The organism is Pseudomonas sp. R28(2017) (assembly GCF_002112505.1).
GTDB lineage: Bacteria > Pseudomonadota > Gammaproteobacteria > Pseudomonadales > Pseudomonadaceae > Aquipseudomonas.
In genome coordinates, this window is record NZ_NEHW01000016.1 from 14,489 (window position 1) to 34,576 (window position 20,088).

At 67.5% G+C, this 20,088-nt stretch carries 19 protein-coding genes; 5 read left to right on the forward strand and 14 right to left on the reverse strand.

All coding sequences use genetic code 11. From position 1 onward, the window contains the following. From CAF78_RS23425 to CAF78_RS23450, 6 genes are read right to left on the reverse strand one after another with little or no spacing between them, the layout of a single operon-like run. Positions 1 to 753 carry an enoyl-CoA hydratase family protein gene (locus CAF78_RS23425; RefSeq protein ID WP_085677262.1) on the reverse strand — a complete coding sequence of 251 codons (753 nt, stop codon included), beginning with the start codon at positions 751 to 753 and terminating at the stop codon, positions 1 to 3. Continuing rightward, positions 750 to 1,874, reverse strand: coding sequence for a nitronate monooxygenase family protein (locus CAF78_RS23430; protein WP_177408567.1), 1,125 nt, complete (start codon positions 1,872 to 1,874; stop codon positions 750 to 752). The genes CAF78_RS23425 and CAF78_RS23430 overlap by 4 nt, the downstream gene beginning before the upstream one ends. Then, positions 1,871 to 2,788: an enoyl-CoA hydratase gene (locus CAF78_RS23435; protein WP_085677264.1), complete on the reverse strand. Its 918-nt coding sequence runs from the start codon at positions 2,786 to 2,788 to the stop codon at positions 1,871 to 1,873. Before CAF78_RS23435 ends, CAF78_RS23430 begins: the two co-directional genes overlap by 4 nt. Before the next feature lie 10 nt (positions 2,789 to 2,798). Next, the gene (locus tag CAF78_RS23440) at positions 2,799 to 3,596 is read right to left on the reverse strand and encodes a CoA-transferase subunit beta (RefSeq protein WP_085677265.1); all 798 of its coding nucleotides are present in this window, start codon (positions 3,594 to 3,596) and stop codon (positions 2,799 to 2,801) included. A 10-nt stretch (positions 3,597 to 3,606) separates the two neighbouring features. Next, on the reverse strand, positions 3,607 to 4,482 hold the full coding sequence (locus CAF78_RS23445) for a CoA transferase subunit A (RefSeq protein WP_085677266.1): 876 nt from the start codon (positions 4,480 to 4,482) through the stop codon (positions 3,607 to 3,609). Positions 4,483 to 4,495: 13 nt separating this feature from the next. Continuing rightward, complete coding sequence (locus tag CAF78_RS23450; RefSeq protein ID WP_085677267.1) at positions 4,496 to 5,386, reverse strand: VOC family protein; 891 nt, start codon at positions 5,384 to 5,386, stop codon at positions 4,496 to 4,498. A gap of 223 nt (positions 5,387 to 5,609) precedes the next feature. On the opposite strand from CAF78_RS23450, the gene CAF78_RS23455 reads away from it, so the two are divergent. Continuing rightward, positions 5,610 to 6,770 carry an acyl-CoA dehydrogenase family protein gene (locus tag CAF78_RS23455; protein ID WP_085677268.1) on the forward strand — a complete coding sequence of 387 codons (1,161 nt, stop codon included), beginning with the start codon at positions 5,610 to 5,612 and terminating at the stop codon, positions 6,768 to 6,770. Beyond that, entirely contained in the window at positions 6,767 to 7,957 is a 1,191-nt protein-coding gene (locus CAF78_RS23460) for an acyl-CoA dehydrogenase family protein (protein WP_085677269.1), read from the forward strand. The genes CAF78_RS23455 and CAF78_RS23460 overlap by 4 nt, the downstream gene beginning before the upstream one ends. Before the next feature lie 112 nt (positions 7,958 to 8,069). Here CAF78_RS23460 and CAF78_RS23465 read toward each other — a convergent pair whose 3' ends face one another. From CAF78_RS23465 to CAF78_RS23475, 3 genes are read right to left on the reverse strand one after another with little or no spacing between them, the layout of a single operon-like run. Beyond that, on the reverse strand, positions 8,070 to 8,702 hold the full coding sequence (locus CAF78_RS23465; RefSeq protein WP_143515101.1) for a nuclear transport factor 2 family protein: 633 nt from the start codon (positions 8,700 to 8,702) through the stop codon (positions 8,070 to 8,072). Between the two features lie 5 nt (positions 8,703 to 8,707). Beyond that, positions 8,708 to 9,478 (reverse strand): SDR family NAD(P)-dependent oxidoreductase, encoded by a 771-nt coding sequence (locus CAF78_RS23470; protein ID WP_085677271.1) that lies wholly within the window; start codon positions 9,476 to 9,478, stop codon positions 8,708 to 8,710. 14 nt (positions 9,479 to 9,492) lie between these two features. Further along, the gene (locus CAF78_RS23475) at positions 9,493 to 10,227 is read right to left on the reverse strand and encodes an SDR family NAD(P)-dependent oxidoreductase (protein ID WP_085677272.1); all 735 of its coding nucleotides are present in this window, start codon (positions 10,225 to 10,227) and stop codon (positions 9,493 to 9,495) included. Positions 10,228 to 10,402: 175 nt separating this feature from the next. On the opposite strand from CAF78_RS23475, the gene CAF78_RS23480 reads away from it, so the two are divergent. Further along, positions 10,403 to 11,236 (forward strand): alpha/beta fold hydrolase, encoded by an 834-nt coding sequence (locus CAF78_RS23480; RefSeq protein WP_085677273.1) that lies wholly within the window; start codon positions 10,403 to 10,405, stop codon positions 11,234 to 11,236. Positions 11,237 to 11,416: 180 nt separating this feature from the next. Here the strand turns inward: CAF78_RS23480 and CAF78_RS23485 are convergent, their stop codons facing one another. From CAF78_RS23485 to CAF78_RS23505, 5 genes are read right to left on the reverse strand one after another with little or no spacing between them, the layout of a single operon-like run. After that, positions 11,417 to 12,646: an NADH:flavin oxidoreductase gene (locus CAF78_RS23485; RefSeq protein WP_085677274.1), complete on the reverse strand. Its 1,230-nt coding sequence runs from the start codon at positions 12,644 to 12,646 to the stop codon at positions 11,417 to 11,419. Between the two features lie 28 nt (positions 12,647 to 12,674). Continuing rightward, positions 12,675 to 14,315 carry a DUF1302 domain-containing protein gene (locus tag CAF78_RS23490; protein WP_085677275.1) on the reverse strand — a complete coding sequence of 547 codons (1,641 nt, stop codon included), beginning with the start codon at positions 14,313 to 14,315 and terminating at the stop codon, positions 12,675 to 12,677. Between the two features lie 45 nt (positions 14,316 to 14,360). Beyond that, positions 14,361 to 15,968: a FadD3 family acyl-CoA ligase gene (locus CAF78_RS23495; protein WP_085677276.1), complete on the reverse strand. Its 1,608-nt coding sequence runs from the start codon at positions 15,966 to 15,968 to the stop codon at positions 14,361 to 14,363. 20 nt (positions 15,969 to 15,988) lie between these two features. After that, the gene (locus tag CAF78_RS23500) at positions 15,989 to 17,011 is read right to left on the reverse strand and encodes a ferredoxin--NADP reductase (RefSeq protein ID WP_085677277.1); all 1,023 of its coding nucleotides are present in this window, start codon (positions 17,009 to 17,011) and stop codon (positions 15,989 to 15,991) included. Between the two features lie 26 nt (positions 17,012 to 17,037). After that, positions 17,038 to 18,225 carry an acyl-CoA dehydrogenase family protein gene (locus tag CAF78_RS23505; RefSeq protein WP_085677278.1) on the reverse strand — a complete coding sequence of 396 codons (1,188 nt, stop codon included), beginning with the start codon at positions 18,223 to 18,225 and terminating at the stop codon, positions 17,038 to 17,040. Positions 18,226 to 18,417: 192 nt separating this feature from the next. Between CAF78_RS23505 and CAF78_RS23510 the strand changes: the two genes are divergently transcribed. Beyond that, on the forward strand, positions 18,418 to 19,191 hold the full coding sequence (locus tag CAF78_RS23510) for a glucose 1-dehydrogenase (protein WP_085677279.1): 774 nt from the start codon (positions 18,418 to 18,420) through the stop codon (positions 19,189 to 19,191). A gap of 90 nt (positions 19,192 to 19,281) precedes the next feature. Continuing rightward, a complete protein-coding gene (locus tag CAF78_RS23515) occupies positions 19,282 to 20,073 on the forward strand; it encodes a fumarylacetoacetate hydrolase family protein (protein WP_085677280.1) in 792 nt (263 codons plus the stop codon). The last annotated feature ends 15 nt before the right edge of the window (positions 20,074 to 20,088 follow it).

Sequence of the window (20,088 nt, forward strand, 5' to 3'; positions counted from 1 at the left end):
TCAGAACTTGGCGTCGCGTTTTTCGACAAACGCCCGGCGGGTTTCCGCCGAGTCGGGGCTGGCGTAGGCCTGCAAGGTGAAGCCCTGCTCCCAGCGGTACTTGTCTTCCAGGTTGCCGTCCTCGATGCCGTTCAAGGCCTCCTTGGCGATGCGGATCATCCCCGGGCTCTTGGCGGCGATGCGGGCGGCAATCTCCAGCGCCGTTTCCCGCAGCTGCGCCTTGGGCACCACGCGCTCGATGAAGCCGTAGGCCTGGGCCTGGGTGGCGTCGATGCTGTCGCCGGTGAAGAACAGGTAGCGCACCTTCTGCACCGGGAACAGCCGCTGCAGGTGCGCACCGCCACCCATGGCCCCACGGTCCACTTCCGGCAGGGCAAAGCGCGCGCAGTCGGCGGCCACGACGATGTCGGCGGCACCGGTGATGCCGATGCCACCGCCCAGCACGAAGCCGTGCACCGCGACGATCACCGGCACCGGGTTGCGGTGCACGGCCTTGAAGGTCTCATAGTTGCCGGCGTTGACCTCGACGATGCGCTCGGGGTGGGCGTCCAGCTCCTTGATGTCGACGCCGGCACAGAAGCCGCGGCCCTCGGCGCGGATGACGATGACGCGTACCTCGGGGTCGGCGCCCAGTGCCGTGATCTGTGCGGCCAGGGCGCGCCATTGCTGGCTGTCGAGGGCGTTGACCGGTGGTTTGTCGATGACCAGTTCGGCAATGCCCTGGTCGATCTGGGTGGTGAAGGCCGGGTTCATGAGTGTTCTCCGCTGTGGGCAAGTCTGTCGTTGGGGGTGGCCGAGGGTTCGGCCGGGCAGCGGGCAAGCAAGGCGTCCAGGCACTGGCTGGCCTCGGCGACGATGCCTTCGATGACTTCGCGGCAGCTCAGCAGCTCGCTGATCGCCGCCGCCACCTGGCCACTGGGCAGGATGCCGGCGTCCGGCTCGCCATCGACCATCGAGCGCTGCAGCAGCACCGGCTGGTTGGCGGCCATGACCACCTGCGACAGCGCCGCCGGGTCTTCGCGCAGGGCGCGCACGAACACCGCGCCCATGTGCGCCAGGCTCATGCCGGTCTGCTGCTTCCACTGCCAGGCGCTGGCCAGGGCAATGCGCAGGCGGCCGAACGGCCCGGCCTGTTCGAGGCGATTGATGAAGCGGTTCTCGATCATGCGGTGGCGCATGCCGTCCACCGCCGTGGTCACCCGCACCTGCTGCGGGTCGTCGACCTTGAGATAGCGCGCCAGGGTGCTGGCCGGGGTTGGCGATTCGCGGGTCATGAGGAACCGCGTGCCCATGGCGATGCCACTGGCACCGGCCGCCAGCACGGCGGCCAGGCCACGCCCGGTGGAATGCCCACCCGCTGCGATCACCGGCACGTTTACCGCTGCCAGCACCTGTGGCAACAGGATCGAGCCCGGCACACCACCGGTATGGCCACCGCCCTCGCCCGCCTGCAGGGTGATCAGGTCGGCGCCCAACTGCTGCGCCTTGAGCGCATGCTTGAGGGCGCCCACGGTGGGAATGCACAGCACCCCGGCCGCCTTGAAGCGGGCGATGGTCTGCGCATCCGGCCCGCGCCCATAGCTCACGGCGCGCAAGCGATAACGGATGGCCAGGTGGACGCACTGCGCGGCGTTGTCCTGGAACATGTGGAAGTTGAGGCCGAAGTTGCTGCCGTCGGTGGCGTCGATCACCTTGCGGATCTCGCCTTCCAGGGCATCGGCGGCAATCGTTGCCCCGGCCAGGAAGCCGAAGCCGCCGGCCTGGGTGGTGGCGATCACCAGGTTGGCATCGGAAACCCAGCCCATGGCCGTCTGCACCACCGGGTAACGGCAGCCCAGCGCCTCGGTCAGCGCGGTGTTCATCCAGCGGCTCACCGCTCGCCCCCTTCGGCGCGCAGCGCCTGCTTGTTGGCCTGAGCCATGCCCTTGGCGTCGAAACCGCCAAGCTTGTCGCCCGACAGCAGTTCATTGTGGGCGTGGGCGAAATGGTGCCAGGCGAATGCCGCATCCATGGCCGTGCGCTTGCCTTGCAGGTCTTCGACGTGGTTGATCGCCTGCTTGGTCAGGGCCAGGCCCATGCGCGGCTGGCGGGCGATGCCCGCCGCCAGGGCGTAGGTCACCGCCTGTAGCTGGTCACGTGGCACCACGCGGTTGACCATGCCCATCTGGTAGGCACGCTCGGCGCTCATGCGCTCGCCGCAGAACAGGAATTCCTTGGCGATGCGTGGGTTCAGCTCGTAGGGGTGGGCGAAGTACTCCACCCCCGGGATGCCCATGCGCACCACCGGGTCCTGGAAGAACGCATCGTCGCTGGCGACGATCAGGTCGCACACCCACGCCAGCATCAGCCCGCCGGCCACACAGGCGCCATGGACCATGGCGATGGTCGGCTTGGGCAGCTCGCGCCAGCGCCGGCACATGCCAAGGTAGACTTCCTGCTCACGGGCATACAGCTGCTCGCCACCGGGCTTGTTGGTGTGGTCCCACCACAGGTGCGCACGCTCGAACGGTTTGTTGATGTCGCGCCCGGGGGTGCCGATGTCGTGGCCGGCGGAAAAGTGCCGGCCTTCACCGCATAGCACGATGACCTTGACGCTGTCGTCGTCCACCGCCTGACGCAAGGCCGCGTCCAGGGCGTAGGTCATCTGCGAGTTCTGCGCGTTGTTGAACGCCGGGCGGTTGAGGGTGAGCGTGGCGATACCGTCGGCCACGGCATACAACACCGGGTCCTGGGTCTCGTACACCGCCGCGTCCTCGCGGCTGACGAATTGGCTGTCGCTGCTGTGCATGCGGGTGTCCTCAGGCGGCGCGGATGCCAGGCGGGTTGCCCTTGATCGCGCTGGTACGCAGGCCATGGGGGTCGAGACGGCGGATCAGCGCCAGCTGCTCGGCAGTCGGGTGCACGGTCTCGCGCAGCTGCGCCGAGCGCAGCAACGGGAAGCCGGTCTTGTCCTGCACTTCGTCGAAACTCACGCCCGGGTGCAGGGTGCGCACCTGCGCGGCGCGGTCAGGGCCGTCGAAGTCCAGGGTGCACAGGTCGGTGATGACCTGGCGGATGTCCATCAGGTCGCGGCGCGCGCCCTCGGGCCAGCGCTCGGCCTTGAAACCGACGCCGGAGACCATGTCCACCTCGCCACTGACGAACACCCGGGTACTGTGGTTGGGCACGAAGAACGAGTTGAGGTGGTTGATGCTGTTGCCCGGCAGGCCACGCACGCCGAGCATCGCGGTGCGCGGCTTGTGGTAGTCGCCGACGCAGGACAGGTTGGTCTGGCCCCAGCGGTCGACCTGGGTCGGCCCGATCATGGCGTGGCGGCGGCCGCCCCACACACATTCGAACACCCGCTCGAACGACAGATAGCCGCTGTAGCGTGGCGTCTGCTCGCCGCGCGGTCCCAGCGGGATCGGCTCCTCGACCAGGAACGCCTCGCTGTCGGTCATCAGCAGCTCAGGGCTGTGGGTGAGCTTGGCCAGGCTGGCGCCCAGGCGCGGTATCACGCCCAGGCCCGAGGCAATCACCTCACCATTGCCGCGCCAGGCTTCGGCGGCGGCCACGATCAGCAGTTCGGCAAGGGTGAATTCAGGGGTGGCAGTCATGCTGGAATCCTCAGAACACGGGAAGGGGCAAGGCGCCCATGCGCGCGGCACCGCCGTTGTGCGCTTGATAGGCCTGTTCGCCGCCGGCCACGCAGGCCTCGACGTAGCGCTGCCAGCCGCCCTCTTCCTGGGCGCTGGCGACATAGCCCTTGAGGTGCTCCAGATCCCAGCCGTAATCCGACGGGCAGGAGGTCGGGTGGGCACCGAGCGGTGCATGCACCACGCCGGTCACCAGGTAGCGCTCGAAGGTGTTGGCGCGGGCTTGCCCGGCATCGAGCTGCAGGCGCTCTTCCAGACGCTCGCAGGAAACGAAGCACTGCTTGGCGGCACGGGCGAACAGGTGGTCGAAATACGGGTCGGGGCCGGTCACCAGGCAGTTGCCCAGGAGGTCGGCAACGTTCACATGCAGGAACGCCACGTCCAGCTCCAGCGCCGGCATGGCCAGCAGCACCTCACCGTCGTCATAAGGCGAGCGGACGGTTTTCAGCGAAGGGTTCAGCTGTGTCACATCGGTGGCCAGGCCACAGCGGGTGGGCAGGAACGGCAGGCGCATGCCGGCAGCGCGCAGGCCCCACTGGAACATGCCCTCGTCGAGTTCCATCAGCTCCAGCTCGCCAGCCTCTCGGGCTTTGCGGTAATAAGGTTCAAGCGGGATGGCATCGAGGGTGACGAAGCCGAACACCAGCTTGCGCACCTTGCCGGCCGCGCACAGCATGCCGACTTCCGGACCGCCATAGGCGACCACGGTCAGGTCCTTGACCGGCGAACGGAGGATTTCCCGGACGATGGCCATCGGCTTGCGCCGCGGGCCCCAGCCACCGAAACCGATGGTCATGCCGTCACGCAGCTGGGCGACGGCGTCGGCACTGGTCATTTGCTTGTTCATGCTCAACTGCTCCTTACTGGTGGCCAACCGAGAAGTCGTGGCCCCAGATACTCACGCGGGTGAACTCGAAGGCCGAGTGCTCGGCCCAGTCGACCTGCAGCCCGCCATAGCCGTACTCCAGGTCGAAGCCGGACGGTGTCTTCATGTAGAAACTGGTCATGCGGTCGTTCAGGTGCTGGCCGAGGGTCGCCGATAGCTGCCCACCGTGCGCCAGCAGACGGTCATGGGCGCGGCCGACCTCGGTCATCGAGTCCACCTCGACCATCACGTGCACGCAGCCGGACGGCACCGGGTACTCGGCCAGCGCCAGGCTGTGGTGGCGGGCATTGGCGCAGTGCAGGAAGTGGATGCGCACCGGCAGCGCCGACGGGTCGGGGCGGAAGTTGAAGATGTCCGACAGGCCGAAGCCAAGCACGTCCTTGGCAAACGCAAGGGTGGCGTCGAAATCCGGTGCCGGCAGCACGGTGTGGCCAAGGCCCATGTCACCGGTGACGAAACGCGGCACCCCTTGTGGCGAGACAAACGGCTGGCAGTCGGAGCGGTGGCCCCAGCTCAGCTCATGCTGGTTACCGGACGGGTCGCTGACGGTGACCAGCGCCTGCACCCCGCGCTGCTCGATGGCCTGCGCACTGCCGACCTGCCAGGCCACGCCGCAGCGCTCCAGGTGCTGCAGGGCCTGCTCGAAGGCCTGCTCGCTGGCCAGCTCCCAGCCGCTGGCCAGGTAGCGCGGTGAATCCCCCTCGACCACCAGCATGCGGTAAGGCCGCTCGTCCATCTTCACGTACAGGCCGCCGCCGGGTGCGGCCTGCACCTGCATGCCGAGCACCTGTTCGGCATAACGCTGCCACTGGCCAAGGTTCTCGATCTGCGCGACGAAGTAGCTCAAACCACGAATGTCGATCATGCCCGTGTTCCTCCAGGCTCAAAGGGTTGCCTGGGGACCATTGTGCAAAGCGCCAACGCCATGCTCATCGTCCGTTGAGACTAAGCGCAATACGTGGTGCAGCGGGCTGTGGACCTAGTCCGTTTCAATGATTCGCGGTGTGTGGCCCAGCCCTAGATTCGCGATGTTGTCCCCCTGAATCCCGGGGCCGCGCTGCAGCCCCACCAGCCTAGAGATGCCCCCTATGGAGTTCGCTTTCACCGAGGATCAGCTGCTGATTCGCGACAGCGCCGAGCGCTTCCTCGCCCAGGCCAGCGATTCACATGCAGTACGCGCAGGCATGAGCCGCGCTGCCGATTACGACCCCGAGCTGTGCCGGCAGATCGGCCAGGAGCTGTACTGGCCGGCGCTGCTGGTTCCCGAGGCCCACGGCGGCATGGGCCTGGGCTTCGTCGAACTGGCCGTGCTGCTGGAGCAATGCGGGCGCTTTCTGCTCGGCTCGCCGCTGTTCGCCACCACTTGCCTGGCCACCCCGGCCCTGCTGCTGGCCGACAACCCGGCGCTGCAAGCCCGCTGGCTGCCGGCCATCGCCAGCGGCCAGCTGCACGCCACTCTGGCCTGCCCGCTGGAGGTCGCGCAGATGCAGGCTGAACTGCGCCCCCATGGCGAAGGCTACCGCCTCGAAGGCTGCCACGCCCAGGTCGTCGATGGCGCCCAGGCCGACCTGCTGCTGATCGCCGCACGCCGCCCAGGCAGTACGGGCGAACAAGGCATCAGCGTGTTCGCCGTACCGGCCGACACACCAGGCGTAGTACGTACTACATTACACACCCTCGACCAGACCCGCCGCCTGGCACGCATCGAGCTGCATCAGGTGCAAGTCGGCGAGGCGCAGCGCCTGTGCGCCATCGAGCAGGCCTGGCCATTGCTGCAGGCCACCCAGCGTATCGCCGCCATCGGCCTGGCCGCCGAACAGCTGGGCGGCGCCCAGCAGGCACTGGACCTGACCCTGGCCTATACCGCCGAACGTCACCAGTTCGGCCGGCCGGTGGCCAGCTTCCAGGCCATCAAGCACCGCTGCGCCGACATGATGCTGCACATCGAATGCACCCGCTCGGCGGTGTGGTACGCCGCCTGCGTGGCCCGCGAATACCTGGCCGAAGACGGTGACCCGATGGTGCGCGGCGAACTGCTCGCCGCCGCAGCCACCGCCAAGGCCCATGCCAGCGAGACGTTCTTCCACTGTGCAGCCGAGTCGATCCAGATGCACGGCGGGGTCGGTTTCACTTGGGAATACGACCCGCACCTGTACTTCAAACGCGCCAGGGCCAGTGAACAACTGCTGGGCAACCCGGCTTGGCACCGTGAGTGCCTGGCCAGCGAACTACTGGGAGAACGTACATGAAGATCGGTTTCAGCAAGGCAGACGAAGCATTCCGCCAGGAGGTTGCCAGCTGGTTGGCGGCGCACCTGCAAGGTGAGTTCGCCCAACTGCGCTTTCGTGGCGGCCCTGGCGACGAACACAGCTTCCCAGCAGAACGCAAGGCTTGGGAGCGCGAGCTGGCAGGCAGTGGCTGGGTCGGTGTGGGCTGGCGGGCGGAAGACGGCGGGCGTGGCCTGAGCATCAGCCAGCAGGTGATCTTCCACGAGGAATACGCCCGCGCTGGCGGCCCTGGGCGCATGGGCCATATCGGCGAAGGGCTGGTCGGCCCTACCCTCGCCGCATTCGGCACGCCCGAGCAACGCCAGCGCCTGCTGCCGGGCATTCTCAAGGGCGAGGCGTTCTGGTGCCAAGGTTACTCGGAGCCTGGCGCCGGCTCGGACCTGGCCAACGTACAGACCCGCGCCCGCCTCGATGCCGACGGCGAGCGCTGGTTGATCAGCGGGCAGAAGGTCTGGACCTCGCTGGCCCATGAGGCCGACTGGTGCTTCGTGCTGGCCCGCACCGAGCCCGGCAGCGTCGGCCATCATGGCCTGTCGTTCTTGCTGGTGCCCATGGCCCAGGCGAACATTCGCGTGCAGCCGATCCAGCAACTGACCGGTACCAGCGAGTTCAACGAGGTGTTCTTCGACCAGGCCGAGACCTCGGCAAGCAACCTGGTCGGCCAGCCCGGCGAAGGCTGGAAGATCGCCATGGCCCTGCTGGGCTTCGAACGTGGCGTGTCGACCCTGGGCCAGCAAATGCAGTTCCACAACGAGCTCGAAGAGGTGTTGCGCATCGCCCGCGCCAACGGCGCCGCCCGCGACCCACTGCTGCGCCAGCGCCTGGCCCAGGCCTGGTCGGGGCTCAAGGTACTGCGCTACAACTCGCTGCGCATGCTCTCCGGGCCGCAGGACGGCAGCCTGGCGCGTGAAGCGATGATCTACAAGCTGGCCTGGTCGAACTGGCATGTCGAGCTGGGCAAGTTGGCGATGGATGTGCTGGGGGATGCTGCTGAAGTGCTGGATAGCGCGCCGTACGGGTTGAACCGGTTGCAGTCGCTGTTCCTGTTTACCCGGGCGGATACGATCTACGGGGGGAGTAACGAGATCCAGCGTAACGTGATTGCCGAACGGGCGCTGGGCATGCCGCGGGAGGTGAAGGGGCGCTGAGCCCCCCCTTTAGCAGACAAGCCTGCTTCAGTAGATTTCACGGTCGAGAGGAGAGCTTGTGGGAGCGGCCTTGCCGGGGCGCCCCCACACGGTCAGCGCATCACAAATACGCCTACCGAACGCGTATCTTCGGATCCCCCGCCCCACGCCGCATGGCCTGCAGAAAGCCCTCCAGCGGCGCCGGCTCGGCAATCTGCGGCAGGGCATCCTTGTCCGGCCGCTGGGCCCAGAAGGCATCCCACGACGGGAACAGCTCGTGGAAGCTCCCGGCATAGGGCTCACGCCCCGGCCAGCGCATCTTCAGGCCCCCTATCGGTGGCTTGTTCAAGTCAGTGGCGTACCAGTAGCACGGTAGCCGTCGGCGGAAGCACCAGCGCCCGTCAATGCGCTCGTAGTCGTCCCAGTACAGCATCTGCATGATCACCCACTCCGGCCCGGTCTCATGCTCGTTCTTCGAATACACCACGCCCGTGGCGTGGTCGGCATCGCTGAACTCGATGATGTGCTGGCCCAGGTGGTGCGAGGTGCCGTGGAACTGCTTGCGCATGGTCTCGTCGAGCCAGGCCTTGAGGTGCGCGCGGCCGAACTTGTCGCGGCCGACCCGCACGTCCTCGGCAAAGCAGTTGGCCATGGCGTCCATGTCGCGCATGTCCAGGGCCAGCGCGTACTTGCCGGCCAGCTGGCGGATCGCATCCAGTGACTCCAGGCGGTCGATGCGCTGCAGCAGCGTGGTGCTGCTCTCCATGGCGGTCATTCCAGCACCGTGTACAGGTCCGAACCGCGCCCGCCGTCCACCGCCAGGCTCGCCCCGGTCACGTACGAGGCCTCGTCGCTGGCCAGGAACAGGATGGCATTGGCCAGCTCCTGCGGCAGGCCGACCCGGCGCATCGGGATGACCTTCTCGGTATTCGCCCGCGCCTTGGCGTCGCCGAGCATGCCCGCGGTCGCCGGGGTGTCGACCACCCCAGGGATGATCACGTTGCAGCGGATGTTGTCCACCGCGCCCTCGCTGGCCGCGGCCCGGCTGAAGTTGATCACCGCCGCCTTGGCGGCGGAGTAACCGGCCATCCAGGCGGTGCCGAACAGGCCGCAGATCGAGGCGATGTTGACGATCGAGCCGCCCTTGCCTTTCATCAGCTGCATCGCCGTGCGCGTGCCCCAGAAGGTGCCATCCACGGTAGTGGCGAAGTTGGCGTGCCAGTCTGCGGTGCTCATGCCGTCGATGCCACCCCAGGTGTAGGCCATGGCGTTGTTGACCAGGATGTCGAGGCCGCCGTGGCGCTGCGCAGTGGCGTGCAGCGCGGCGACATAGGCCTGTTCGTCACTGACGTCGGCCACCGCCACCTCGGCGCAGCCGCCGCGGGCGAGGATCTGCTCGCGTACCCCTTCCAGCGGCTCGCGGCGGCGCCCACACAGCACCACCAGGGCGCCCTCTTCGGCGAAGCGCAGTGCGGTCGCCTCGCCAATGCCGGAGCCGGCCCCGGTGACGAAGGCGATCTTGCCTTGCAGACGTTTGCTCATCGGTCGCGCTCCTGTCAGATAAAGGCCATGCCGCCGTTGACGGCAATGTTCTGCCCGGTGATGAAGCTGGCGTCATCACCGGCCAGGAACACCGCCACCCGGGCGATCTCGTCGGTTTCGCACATGCGCCCCAGCGGCACGTTCTTGAGCAGCGCCTGCATGTGTTCATCGGGAATGCCGGCCATCATCGGCGTGTTGGTCGGGCCCGGTACCAGGGTGTTGACGCGGATGCCCCGGGCCGCCAGTTCACGGGCGATCGAACGGGTCAGGCCCATCACTGCGGCCTTCGAGGCACAGTAATGGCTTGGCCCTTCGCCGGTCAGCGCGGCGGTGCTCGACAGGTTGATCAGCACGCCCTGGCGCTTGCCCTTGAGCATCAGCCGGGCACCCTCACGGCAGCACAGGAAGGTGCCACCCAGGTTGACCCCGATCACCCGTGCCCAGCTGTCGTCCGGCGTGTCGAGGAAGGCATCGAGGGCACCGACGCCGGCGTTGTTGACGACGATGTCCAGGCCACCGAAATGCGCTTCGACCTGGCCCATGGCATCGGCCACCGACGCGCCATCGGCGACGTTGCAGCCCAGCGCCAGCACCTGCTCGCCGAGGTCGGCAAGGCTGGCGGCGAGCGCGGCCTGGTTGAGGTCGACCGCCACCACCTTGGCCCCTTCGGCGACGAAGCGGCGCACGATGGCCTGGCCCATGCCCTGCCCGGCACCGGTGACGAAGGCCACTTTGTTCTGCAGTTTCATAGCGTTCTCCTTGGTTGACGCCTTTTGGTTTTCACCATCATTGGGCGCCTGCCAGTGCCGAACATCGTCCGATAGGACTAGCGCCATGCGCGCGTCGTGGTCCGGATGGACGATGCCGGCCTGGCCTGGGCGGCAGAGGATCGACCCTCACCCATTCGCGAACTGGAGAACCGGCATGAACCAACCCGTCGACCTGCCCCTGTCCACCGGCCATTACGCCACCCTGCCCAACGGCCTGCGCCTGCACTACCTGGACGAAGGCCAGGGCCCGGTGGTGCTGTGGCTGCACGGCAGCGGCCCGGGCGCCAGCGGTTTCAGCAACTTCAAGGGCAACTACCCGCAGCTGGTGGCGGCCGGCTACCGCAACATCCTGCTCGACCTGCCCGGCTTCGGCCGCTCCGACAAACCCGAAGACGTGCGCTACGAGCTGGATTTCTTCGTCGATTGCGTGGCGGCCTTGCTCGACCAGCTCGGCATCAGCCGCTGCACCCTGCTCGGCAACTCCCTGGGCGGCGCCATTGCCCTGGGCCTGGCCCTGCGCCAGCCGCAACGGGCGGAGCGCCTGATCCTGCTGGCACCCGGTGGTGTCGAAGAGCGCGAGACCTACTTTCAGATGCCGGGCATCCTGCGCATGGTCGGGCTGTTCAATGCCGGCCCCATCGGCCTTGAGGAAATGCGCAGCATGATGCGCCTGCAGCTGTTCGACGACTCGATCCTGCCCGAAGAGCTCTTGCTGGAGCGAGTGGCGGTGGCGGTGACCCAGCCGAAGAACCTCTTCAGCACGATGTTGGTGCCGAACATGCGCGCGCGCCTGGGCGAGATCGAATGCCCGATCCTCGGGTTCTGGGGCAGCAACGACAACTTCAACCCGGTCAGTGGCGCCCAGTACATCATCGACGGCGCACGCCAGGCGCGGTTCATCGTGCTCAACCGCTGCGGGCACTGGGTGCAGGTGGAACACCGCGAGCTGTTCAACCGTAGCTGCCTGGAGTTCCTGCAGCACGGCTGACAGGCCACTCCCACTGCGTCCAGGCGTGCGCTGTACGGGTGGGAGCCGCGCTTGCCGGCGATGGGCCGCGAAGCGGCCCCACGATTTCAAGGTTGTTGCATAGATTGCCGGGGCCGCTTCGCGGCTCATGGCCGGCAAGCGCGGCTCCCACAGGGATCAGGCAGTAGCACCCACATCCAGTCAGCCAGCAGCGCGCTGGCTGTTGAGCTGGGCATCCCCTGGTTGGCCGAGCACACAGGAGGTGCCCCCCGGGGTGTACATCATCGCCACGCAGCGGTTGCACGCCGTGCAGATCGAGTTGCGGCTCGCGCCGCTGCCCAGCTTGTTCACGTAATCCGGTTCGGCGATCAGCACCCGCCCCATGGCCACCAGGTCGAAGCCCTCGGCCATCACCTGCTCGATGCTGGCCAGGCTCTTGGCCCCGCCCAGGTAGGCCAGCGGCATCTTCACCGCCGCCCGCACCTTGCGCGCATGTTCGAGCAGGTACAGCTCGCGAAACTCGACAACCGGGTCCATGCGCCGCTGCAGTGCCATCGCCAGGGCAATCAGCGGGTTCTTCTGCTGCACGCGGTTTTCCTTGGGGAACGACGAACCGAACATGGTGGTGATCGACTCGGCATTCATCCCGGCGCTGAGCACCAGCAGGTGCGCGCCCTCCTGCTCCAGCATGCGCGCGATCTGCGCGCCGTCCTCGGCACTGTTGCCGGCGCGCACGCCCTCGGTGATGCTGTACTTGCACACTACCGCCAGGTCTTGGCCGACCGCATCGAGCACCGCCCGCAGCACCCGGCGCGGGAAGCGCAGGCGGTTTTCCAGGCTGCCGCCGTACTGGTCGCGGCGCTTGTTGTAGAGCGGCGAGATGAACTGGCTGAGCAGGTAGCCATGGCCCATGTGGATTTCCACGGCGTCGAAACCGGCCTCGCGGGCCAGCCGTGCACCCTGGGCAAAATCGCGCACCACCTGCTGCATGTCGGCTTCGTTCATCGCCTGCTTGAAGAACATGCCGCTCATCATGCCGATCTTGTTGAAGCCGCCACTGGCCGACAGCGGCCTGGGGGTGGAGCGCTCGCGGATGAAGGTGAAGCAACCGCCGTGAGTAATCTGCGCGCTGGCCTTGCCGCCTTCGCGGTGCACCGCATCGGTCAGGGCCTTGAAATGCGGCAGGCTGTCACGCTCCAGGATCAGCTGGTTGGGCAGTGTGCGGCCATCGCGGCTGACCGCGCAGTAGGCCACGGTGGTCAGCGCCACGCCGCCGCCGGCCAGCCCCGCATGCAGCTTGGCCAGTTGCCTGGACGGCACGCCCTGGGCGCTCATGCCCTCGTTGGTGGCGGCCTTGATGAAGCGGTTCTTCAGGGTCAGCGGGCCAATGCTGAGCGGGCGGAACGGCGATCGATCGGGGTTCTGGTGCATATCAGGCCTCGTCCTCGGTGGGGTGGACTCAGAAGGTGTATTTGGCGTTGAACGACAGGTAGTCACGGTCCGCCAGCAGGCGGCCCTGGGCGACGTCCGGGGAGCTCAGGTAGGCGACGTAGGTCAGGCCGACCTGGAAGTTGCCCAGGTACTTGAAGTCGCCGCCGACGGTCAGGCGCTTCTCGGCACGGCCCAGGCCCTGGTAGGCGCTGCCGTCGACGTTCTGCTGCCAGATCACCCGGGTGGTCAGGTCCAGGCCATCGGCGATCGACGGGTAGTCCATGTAGGCGCCGACGCCGAGCAGGGTCGAGCCGCGGGTCTGGGTCTTGGACTGGAAGTCGTTGAAGCTGCCGTCCACACCCGCGCCGCCCCCGCTGATGACCAGGGTGTCGACCCCCTCGATGTACTGGTGCACCACTTCACCCATGAAGGTGGTCTGCTGCGCCAGCCAGCTCGGGCCGAGGATGTACGAGGCGTTGAGGTTGCCTTGCGAGATCTGCCCGGTGGTCGGCGCGCCATTGTTCAGGTACACCGAGGCGCCGTTGCGGTAGCTGAGGTCGCCGGCGTACTGTACCGAATCACCGACCTTGGAGCTGAAGCTCACCCCGGTCAGCTCGACGTCCTCGAAGTAGCCCAGGCGGTAGGCCGGCGCCGCCCCGGTGTTGGCGCGGGCGCTGATGCGCGAGTTGGACGAGTATCGGGTCTGCCCGGTGAAGTCGAAGTACAGCGAGCCGACCCGTTCGTGGTAGCGGTAGTGGAACAGCCCCACCTCGGTGTTCTCGGTGATCCGGTAACGCACGCCCATGCCCCACTGGCCGCCGTCACGGGGCTTGACCTCGCCGGCATAGTTGACGCCGGTGAAACGCTTCTCCGGCAGGCTGTCGATGACCCCGGCATTGAGCCGGAAGAACTCGGCGCCGGGGCCGAAGTAATCGCTGCCAAAGTAGTCGCCGACCGGGTTGAGCTCGGTCTTCTCCCACTCGTACTGGTAGAAGCCGACCAGCGCCAGGTCTTCGTTCAGCGACCATGAGGCCGACACTTGCCCAACCGGCAGATAAGCATCCTTGGCCTCGGTGCCCGGCACGTTGAACTTGGTCGCATCCACCGGCGCCTGGCCCTGGCTGATGTTGGCCCAGAACAGGCTCTCGCCCCAGGCCACCAGGTGGCGGCCGGCCTTGAGCGACAGGTACTGGGTGTCGCCCAGCTGGTAGTTGCCATACACATAGGCATCGAGCAGGCGCGCCTTGCTGCCGCTCAGGCGCCGGGTGTCCTCGACGAAGCCGTCGGGGCGGCCGACCTTGTTCACCGTCTGTGGCGAGTCGTTGGCATTGCGCTCGTGATAGACGTCGTCATAGAAGTGGCTGCCGCGGACCACCGCGCCGATGTTGTCGTGGCGCAGGCGCAGTTCGCCGAACAGGCTGAGGCGGTTGGTGATCAGCGAACCACGCTTGAAGTTGCGCGTACCGTCGTCGTTGTTGATGTCGTCGAGGTACTGGTTGGCCTGCTTGGCGGTCCGCATCGACGCCGTGTAGTTGACCGTGAGCGACGAGTCGAGGGTGGTGTCCTCGCCCAGCTCCAGGGTCGGCCCGGCACTGGCGCCGCCACTGGCCAGGCCGATGGCCACGGCCAGCCAGCGGCGCCGGGCCAGGCCCGTGTTCGCGGTAGTCATGCTGCTCTCCTTTGTTGTTATTGTTCTCGTCCGCTGCCTGAGCATTCAGGCCTGGGCCACGGCCTGCCTCAGGTCGTTCTTGGCGACCTTGTTCGACGGGTTCAGCGGCAATGCCGTAAAGAACCGCACCTGGCGCGGCACCTTGTAGTTGGCCATGCGCTCGCGGCTCCAGCCGATCAGTGCCTGCTCATCGAGCTGCTGGCCCTCGCGCAGCACCACGCAGGCGCAACCCACCTCACCCATGCGCGCGTCGGCAATGCCGATCACCGCCACCTGGGCGATGGCCGGGTGGGCCAGCAGCGCCGCCTCGATTTCCGCCGGGTAGCAGTTGAAGCCCCCGACGATGTACATGTCCTTGAGGCGGTCAGTGATGGCCAGGTTGCCCTGCGGATCCAGGCGCCCGACATCGCCGGTGTGCAGCCAGCCCTCGGCGTCAATTGCCTCGGCGGTGGCGGCCGGATCCTGGAAGTAGCCCTGCATGACGTGGAAGCCACGCAGGCAGATTTCTCCGGTTTCACCCTCGGCCACGGCGCGGTTGGCGGCATCGCGAATGCTCACTTCGGTGCCCGACAACGGCCGTCCGCTGGTGCCGGCAATCACTTCGGCCGGCGCCTGCGGGTCGCACAGGGTGGCCAGGCCACCGCACTCGGTCAGGCCATAGGCGGTGGTCACCACGCTGAAGCCCAGCTCGTTGCGCATGCGTTCGATCAGGCTCGGCGGGATGCTCGCCGAGCCGGTCACGGCAATGCGCAGGCTGGACAAGTCGGTTTCGGCCAGGCGCGGGTGGGCCAGCAGCGACAGGTACAGGGTCGGCGCGCCGGGCAGCACGCTGATGCGCTCGCGGGCGATGCGCTGGAACACCGCTTCGGCGTCGAACACTGCGTGGGGCAGGATGGTCGCCCCGGCGATCAGGCAGGTCAGCCAGCCGGCCTTGTAGCCAAAGGCATGGAAGAACGGGTTGACGATCAGGTAGCGGTCGCCCGGCACCAGCCCCAGCACCCGCACGTACTCGGCAAAGGCCCGCAGGTTCTGGCCATGGGCGCTCATCACGCCCTTGGGCTTGCCAGTGGTGCCCGAGGTGAACAGCAAGTCGCAGATGGACTCTGGCTGGATGCTCAGGGCCCGGCGCCTGGCCGTCAGCGGCTCAATGGTCGCCGCGCCGAGCAGAAAACGCTCATGGCTCAGGTCGTGGGCAGCGGCGGCCTGGTCGCAGGCGAAGATCACCTGGTGCTCCAGGGTCGCCGGGCGATGGGGGGCGAGCAGCGCCGGGTAGTCGACGTCGAGGAAGCGCTGCTGCACGAACAGCACTCGGCAGCCACTGCGGGCCAGCACGTCCGCCGCTTCTGCCCCTTTCATGCGGGTATTGACCGGCACCAGCACCGCGCCGGCGCAGTGGATGCCCAGCGCGGCGAGGATCCACTCGCGGCTGTTCGGCGCCCACAGGCCGACCCGGTCGCCCGGCTGGATGCCCAGTGCCATCAGCCCGCGGGTCACCTTCAAAACCTGCTCCGGCAGGTCGGCGTAGTCCAGGCATTCGCCGTGCTCTTCGATGGCGACATGGCCGGCAAAGCGCTGTGCGCTGTCGAACAGCAGACGGGCGATGGTGGCCGGCGCGGCGACCGGCGCTTGGGGGGTAGCGAAGTTCGGGTTCATGCAAGGCTCACTCATCGGCATCACTCGGGAAAGCGGATACGCAGCAGCGGGCTGGTGGGCACGGCCTGGCAGGCCAGAATCCAGCCTTCGGCCAGCTCGTCGGCATCCAGGGCATCGTTGTGCAGCAACTCGACCGCGCCGCTCTCCAGGGTGCACATGCACGAGGCGCAGCCGCCCACGCGGCAGGCGCTGGGCGGTTCGAGGCCGGCGCGCTGCATGGCATCGAGCAGGGTCTCGCCGCTGGCGCAGTCCAGTTGGTGGTCTTCGCCGTCCAGGCGCACCGCCAGCTGTGCGGCCATCGCCGCCTCGCTGTGGCTGGCCTGGGGCAGCTCGCCTTCGCCCGGCAGCGAAACGAAGCGCTCCACATGCACACGGGCACTGGGCATGCCGAGGCTGGCCAGCGCCTGCACGGCGGCGTCCATGAACGGCCCCGGGCCACAGATGAACGCCTGGGCATCGACCATCGGCCGGGCCAGTTCGGCCAGCTGCGCCACGGCCGGCACGCCCTGCACCGAGTCGAGCCAGTGCACCACCTGTAGGCGCTGCGGGTGGGCCGCCGCGAGGAAGCGCAACTCATCGCGGAAGATCACCGACTGTTCGTCGCGGTTGGCATAGATCAGCAGTACCCGCCCCTGCCCGGCCAGCAACGCCGAACGCAGGATCGACAGCACCGGCGTGACGCCGCTGCCGCCACCGAACAGCAGCAGGTCGCCTTGCAGGTCGCGGGGCACGAACACTCCGGCCGGCGGCAGCACCTGCAGGGTCTGGCCTTCCTGCAATTCCTCGCACAACCAGTTCGAGGCGCGCCCGTCGCGCACCCGCTTCACAGTGACCCGCAACGGCTCATCGAGCAGCGGCGTGCTCGACAGCGAATAGCAGCGTGGCAGCCAGCCACCGTCGTATGGCACGCGCAGGGTCAGGAACTGGCCGGGCTTGTAGTGAAAGCGCTCGGCCAGCGACGCAGGCACGTCGAACACCAGTGACCGGGCATCGGCGGTTTCTTCGATCACCCGCGCCACACGCAAGGCAAGATAGTCATTCATGGTTCAGGTACTCGCTGTCACCTGGCTCAGACGAACGGGTCCGGGTTGGGCAGGCCCAGCTGCACCGCGCCGAAGCTGCGCCCGTAGGCCATGAAGTTGTTGGCGATATGCCCGCGCGCCTGGTGCAGGTCGCGGAACAGCCGCGCCACCGGGTTGCTGTTGTACAGGCCCGACGCCGCCATGCTGCGCAACAGGTCGCTGATGCGTTCGGCACAGATGTTGGTGACATAGGACGACTGGTAGCGGTACAGCAGGCGCGTTTCGGTGTCCGGGTACTCGCCGGCGCGGGCCAGTTGCATCAGGTGCTCGTAGTTGCGTTCGAGCACCAGCTTCAGGCTGTCGACGGTGATCACCGCCTCGGCCACCGCGGTTTGCGCGACCGGGTCGTCGGCGGTGCGCGCACCGTGCTTGCCGATGTGCTGGGCGGCGTTGTCGCGGAAGGTATTGATCGCCCCTTGCAGGGCGCCGATGGCCGAAGTCGAGACCGCGCGGGAGAACACCTGGGCGAACGGGATCGCGTAGATCGGGTTGGTGTTCACCAGTCGCCCCGGGGTCGCCTCGATCTGCCAGTTGTTGGTGCGCTGCACGCGATGAGCCGGGACGAAGGCATCGTCGACCACGATGTCGTGGCTGCCAGTGCCGCGCAGGCCAAGCACATCCCAGTTGGGTTCGATGCGGTAGTCGGCGCGAGGCAGCAGGAAGGTGCCGTGCTCGCTGGCAAAGTCACCGTCGGCCGGCAGGATGCCGCCGAGCAGCACCCACTGGCAGTGCTCGCTGCCGCTGGAGAAGCCCCAGCGCCCGCTGATGCGGTAGCCGCCCGGCACCACGCTGACCTTGGCCGCCGGCATGTAGGTCGAGGAAATCAGCGCGCCATGGTCCTGCTCCCAGACCTCGCGCTGCGCCTCGATCGGGTAGCGCGCCACCTGCCACGGGTGCACGCCCATCACGCCGTAGACCCAGGCGGTCGACATGCAGCCTTCACCGAGGATCATCTGGATTTCGAAGAAGGTCCGCGGGTCCACTTCATAGCCGCCGAAGGCGCGCGGTTGCAGGGCGCGCAGCAGGCCGGCCGACTGCAGTTCGGCGATGGTCTGGTCGGGAATGCGCAGGTCGCGCTCGGCCTGCGCCGCACGTTCCTTGAGCTGCGGCACCATGCGCCGCGCACGTTCGATCAGTTCGACTTCTTCCTGGCTCTTTTCTCGCAAGCTGTGCATCACTGGTCTCTCCCGGTCTCGCTGCGCCACTGCGCGAGCTGGGATCGATCATCGGGGCGGCCAGGCAATCGATCATCGTCAAAGCGGACTAGTGCCGACGCGCCCTGGGCGCTAGTCCGTTGAGACGATGCCGGGGGCCAGCGGCGTGACCATAGTCGGTGCCATCGACAGCCCTGATAAGGAGAGACCGTCATGAGCATCCTGCAGCGATTCCGTCTCGACGGCGGCGTGGCCATCGTCACCGGCAGTGGCCGCGGCATCGGCCGGGCCATTGCCCTGGCCTATGCCGAAGCCGGCGCCGACGTGGTCTGCGCCGCCCGTTCGCTGGACGATGTCCAGGCGGTGGCCGAAGAGGTGCGTGCGCTGGGCCGCAACGGCCTGGCCTTCGCCTGTGATGTCAACGACGCCGAGCAGCGCCAGGCGCTGGTGCGCCAGAGCCACGAGCACCTCGGGCGCATCACCCACCTGGTCAACAATGTCGGCGGCGGTGGCCCCAACGACCCGCTGGGGCTGAGCCCGGAACAGTTCGACGAGATCTTGCGCTTCAACGTGTCCAGCGCCTACGCGTTCTGCCAGCTGTGCGTGCCGCTGATGCGCGACGCCGGAGGCGGCAACATCGTCAACATCAGCTCCGTGGCGGCGCGCTATTCGCAGCGCCACTTCAGCGCCTACGGTACAGCCAAGGCGGCGCTCAGCCACCTGACCCGCCTGCTGGCCCAGGACTTCGCGCCGCAGGTGCGGGTCAACGCGGTGGCCCCCGGCCCGACCCTCACCGCCGCGCTGAACAGCGTGATGCCCGCGGCCATGCGCCAGGCCATGGAGGCCAACACCCCGCTCAAGTGCCTGGGCAGCCCCGAAGACATCGCCGCCGCCGCGCTGTATCTGGCCTCGCCGGCGTCGGCCTGGGTCACTGGCAAGATCATCGACGTCGACGGCGGTGCCGACTCTAGCGTCTGGGTCGGCTGACTCGCCGTTTTCTCAAGCCGGCCAACCTTCTGCTCGGGCCGGCTTTTTTTATTCCTGACAGTAGCTGCCCCTTAAGAAGAGAGCCCAGCCATGGACGCCCATCTGATCACCGCGCTCGGCAACGAGCTGTTCGACGCCCTGCGCGGCCGCCATCCCCTGCAACCGTTGACCCGCCGCTACCCTGACCTGACCCTCGACCAGGCCTACCGCATCTCGCTGGCCTTCCTGCAGCGCCGCGAGGCCTTGGGCGAGCGGGTAGTCGGCAAGAAGATCGGCGTGACCAGCCGCGCCGTGCAGGAAATGCTCGACGTGCACCAGCCGGATTTCGGCTTTCTTACCGATGCCATGCAGGTCGAGGACGGCAGCGAGGTCAGCCTGGCCCGGCACCAGCTGATCCAGCCGCGTGCCGAAGGCGAAATCGCCTTCATCCTCGGCGAGGACCTGCACGGCCCCGGCATCACGGCCGAGGACGTGCTGGCTGCCACGCAGTGGGTGATGCCGTGCTTCGAGATCGTCGACTCGCGTATCGACAACTGGCAGATCCGCATCCAGGACACCGTGGCCGACAACGCTTCGTGCGGCGTGTTCGCCCTCGGCACGCAACGCCTCGACCCGCGCACGCTGGACCTGGCCAAGGTGCAGATGCAACTGCAGAAGAACGGCCAGCCGGCCGGCAGCGGCCTGGGCTCGGCGGTGCAGGGCCACCCCTGCGCAGCGGTGGCCTGGCTGGCCAACACCCTGGGCGAGCTGGGCATCCCGTTCCGCCGTGGCGAAATCATTCTTTCCGGCGCCCTGGCGCCACTGGTGCCGGTGACCGCCGGCGACCATATCAGCCTGAGCATGAGCGGGTTGGGCCAGTCCAGCCTGCGCTTCGTGCCCTGACCTTTGCGTGGAGCG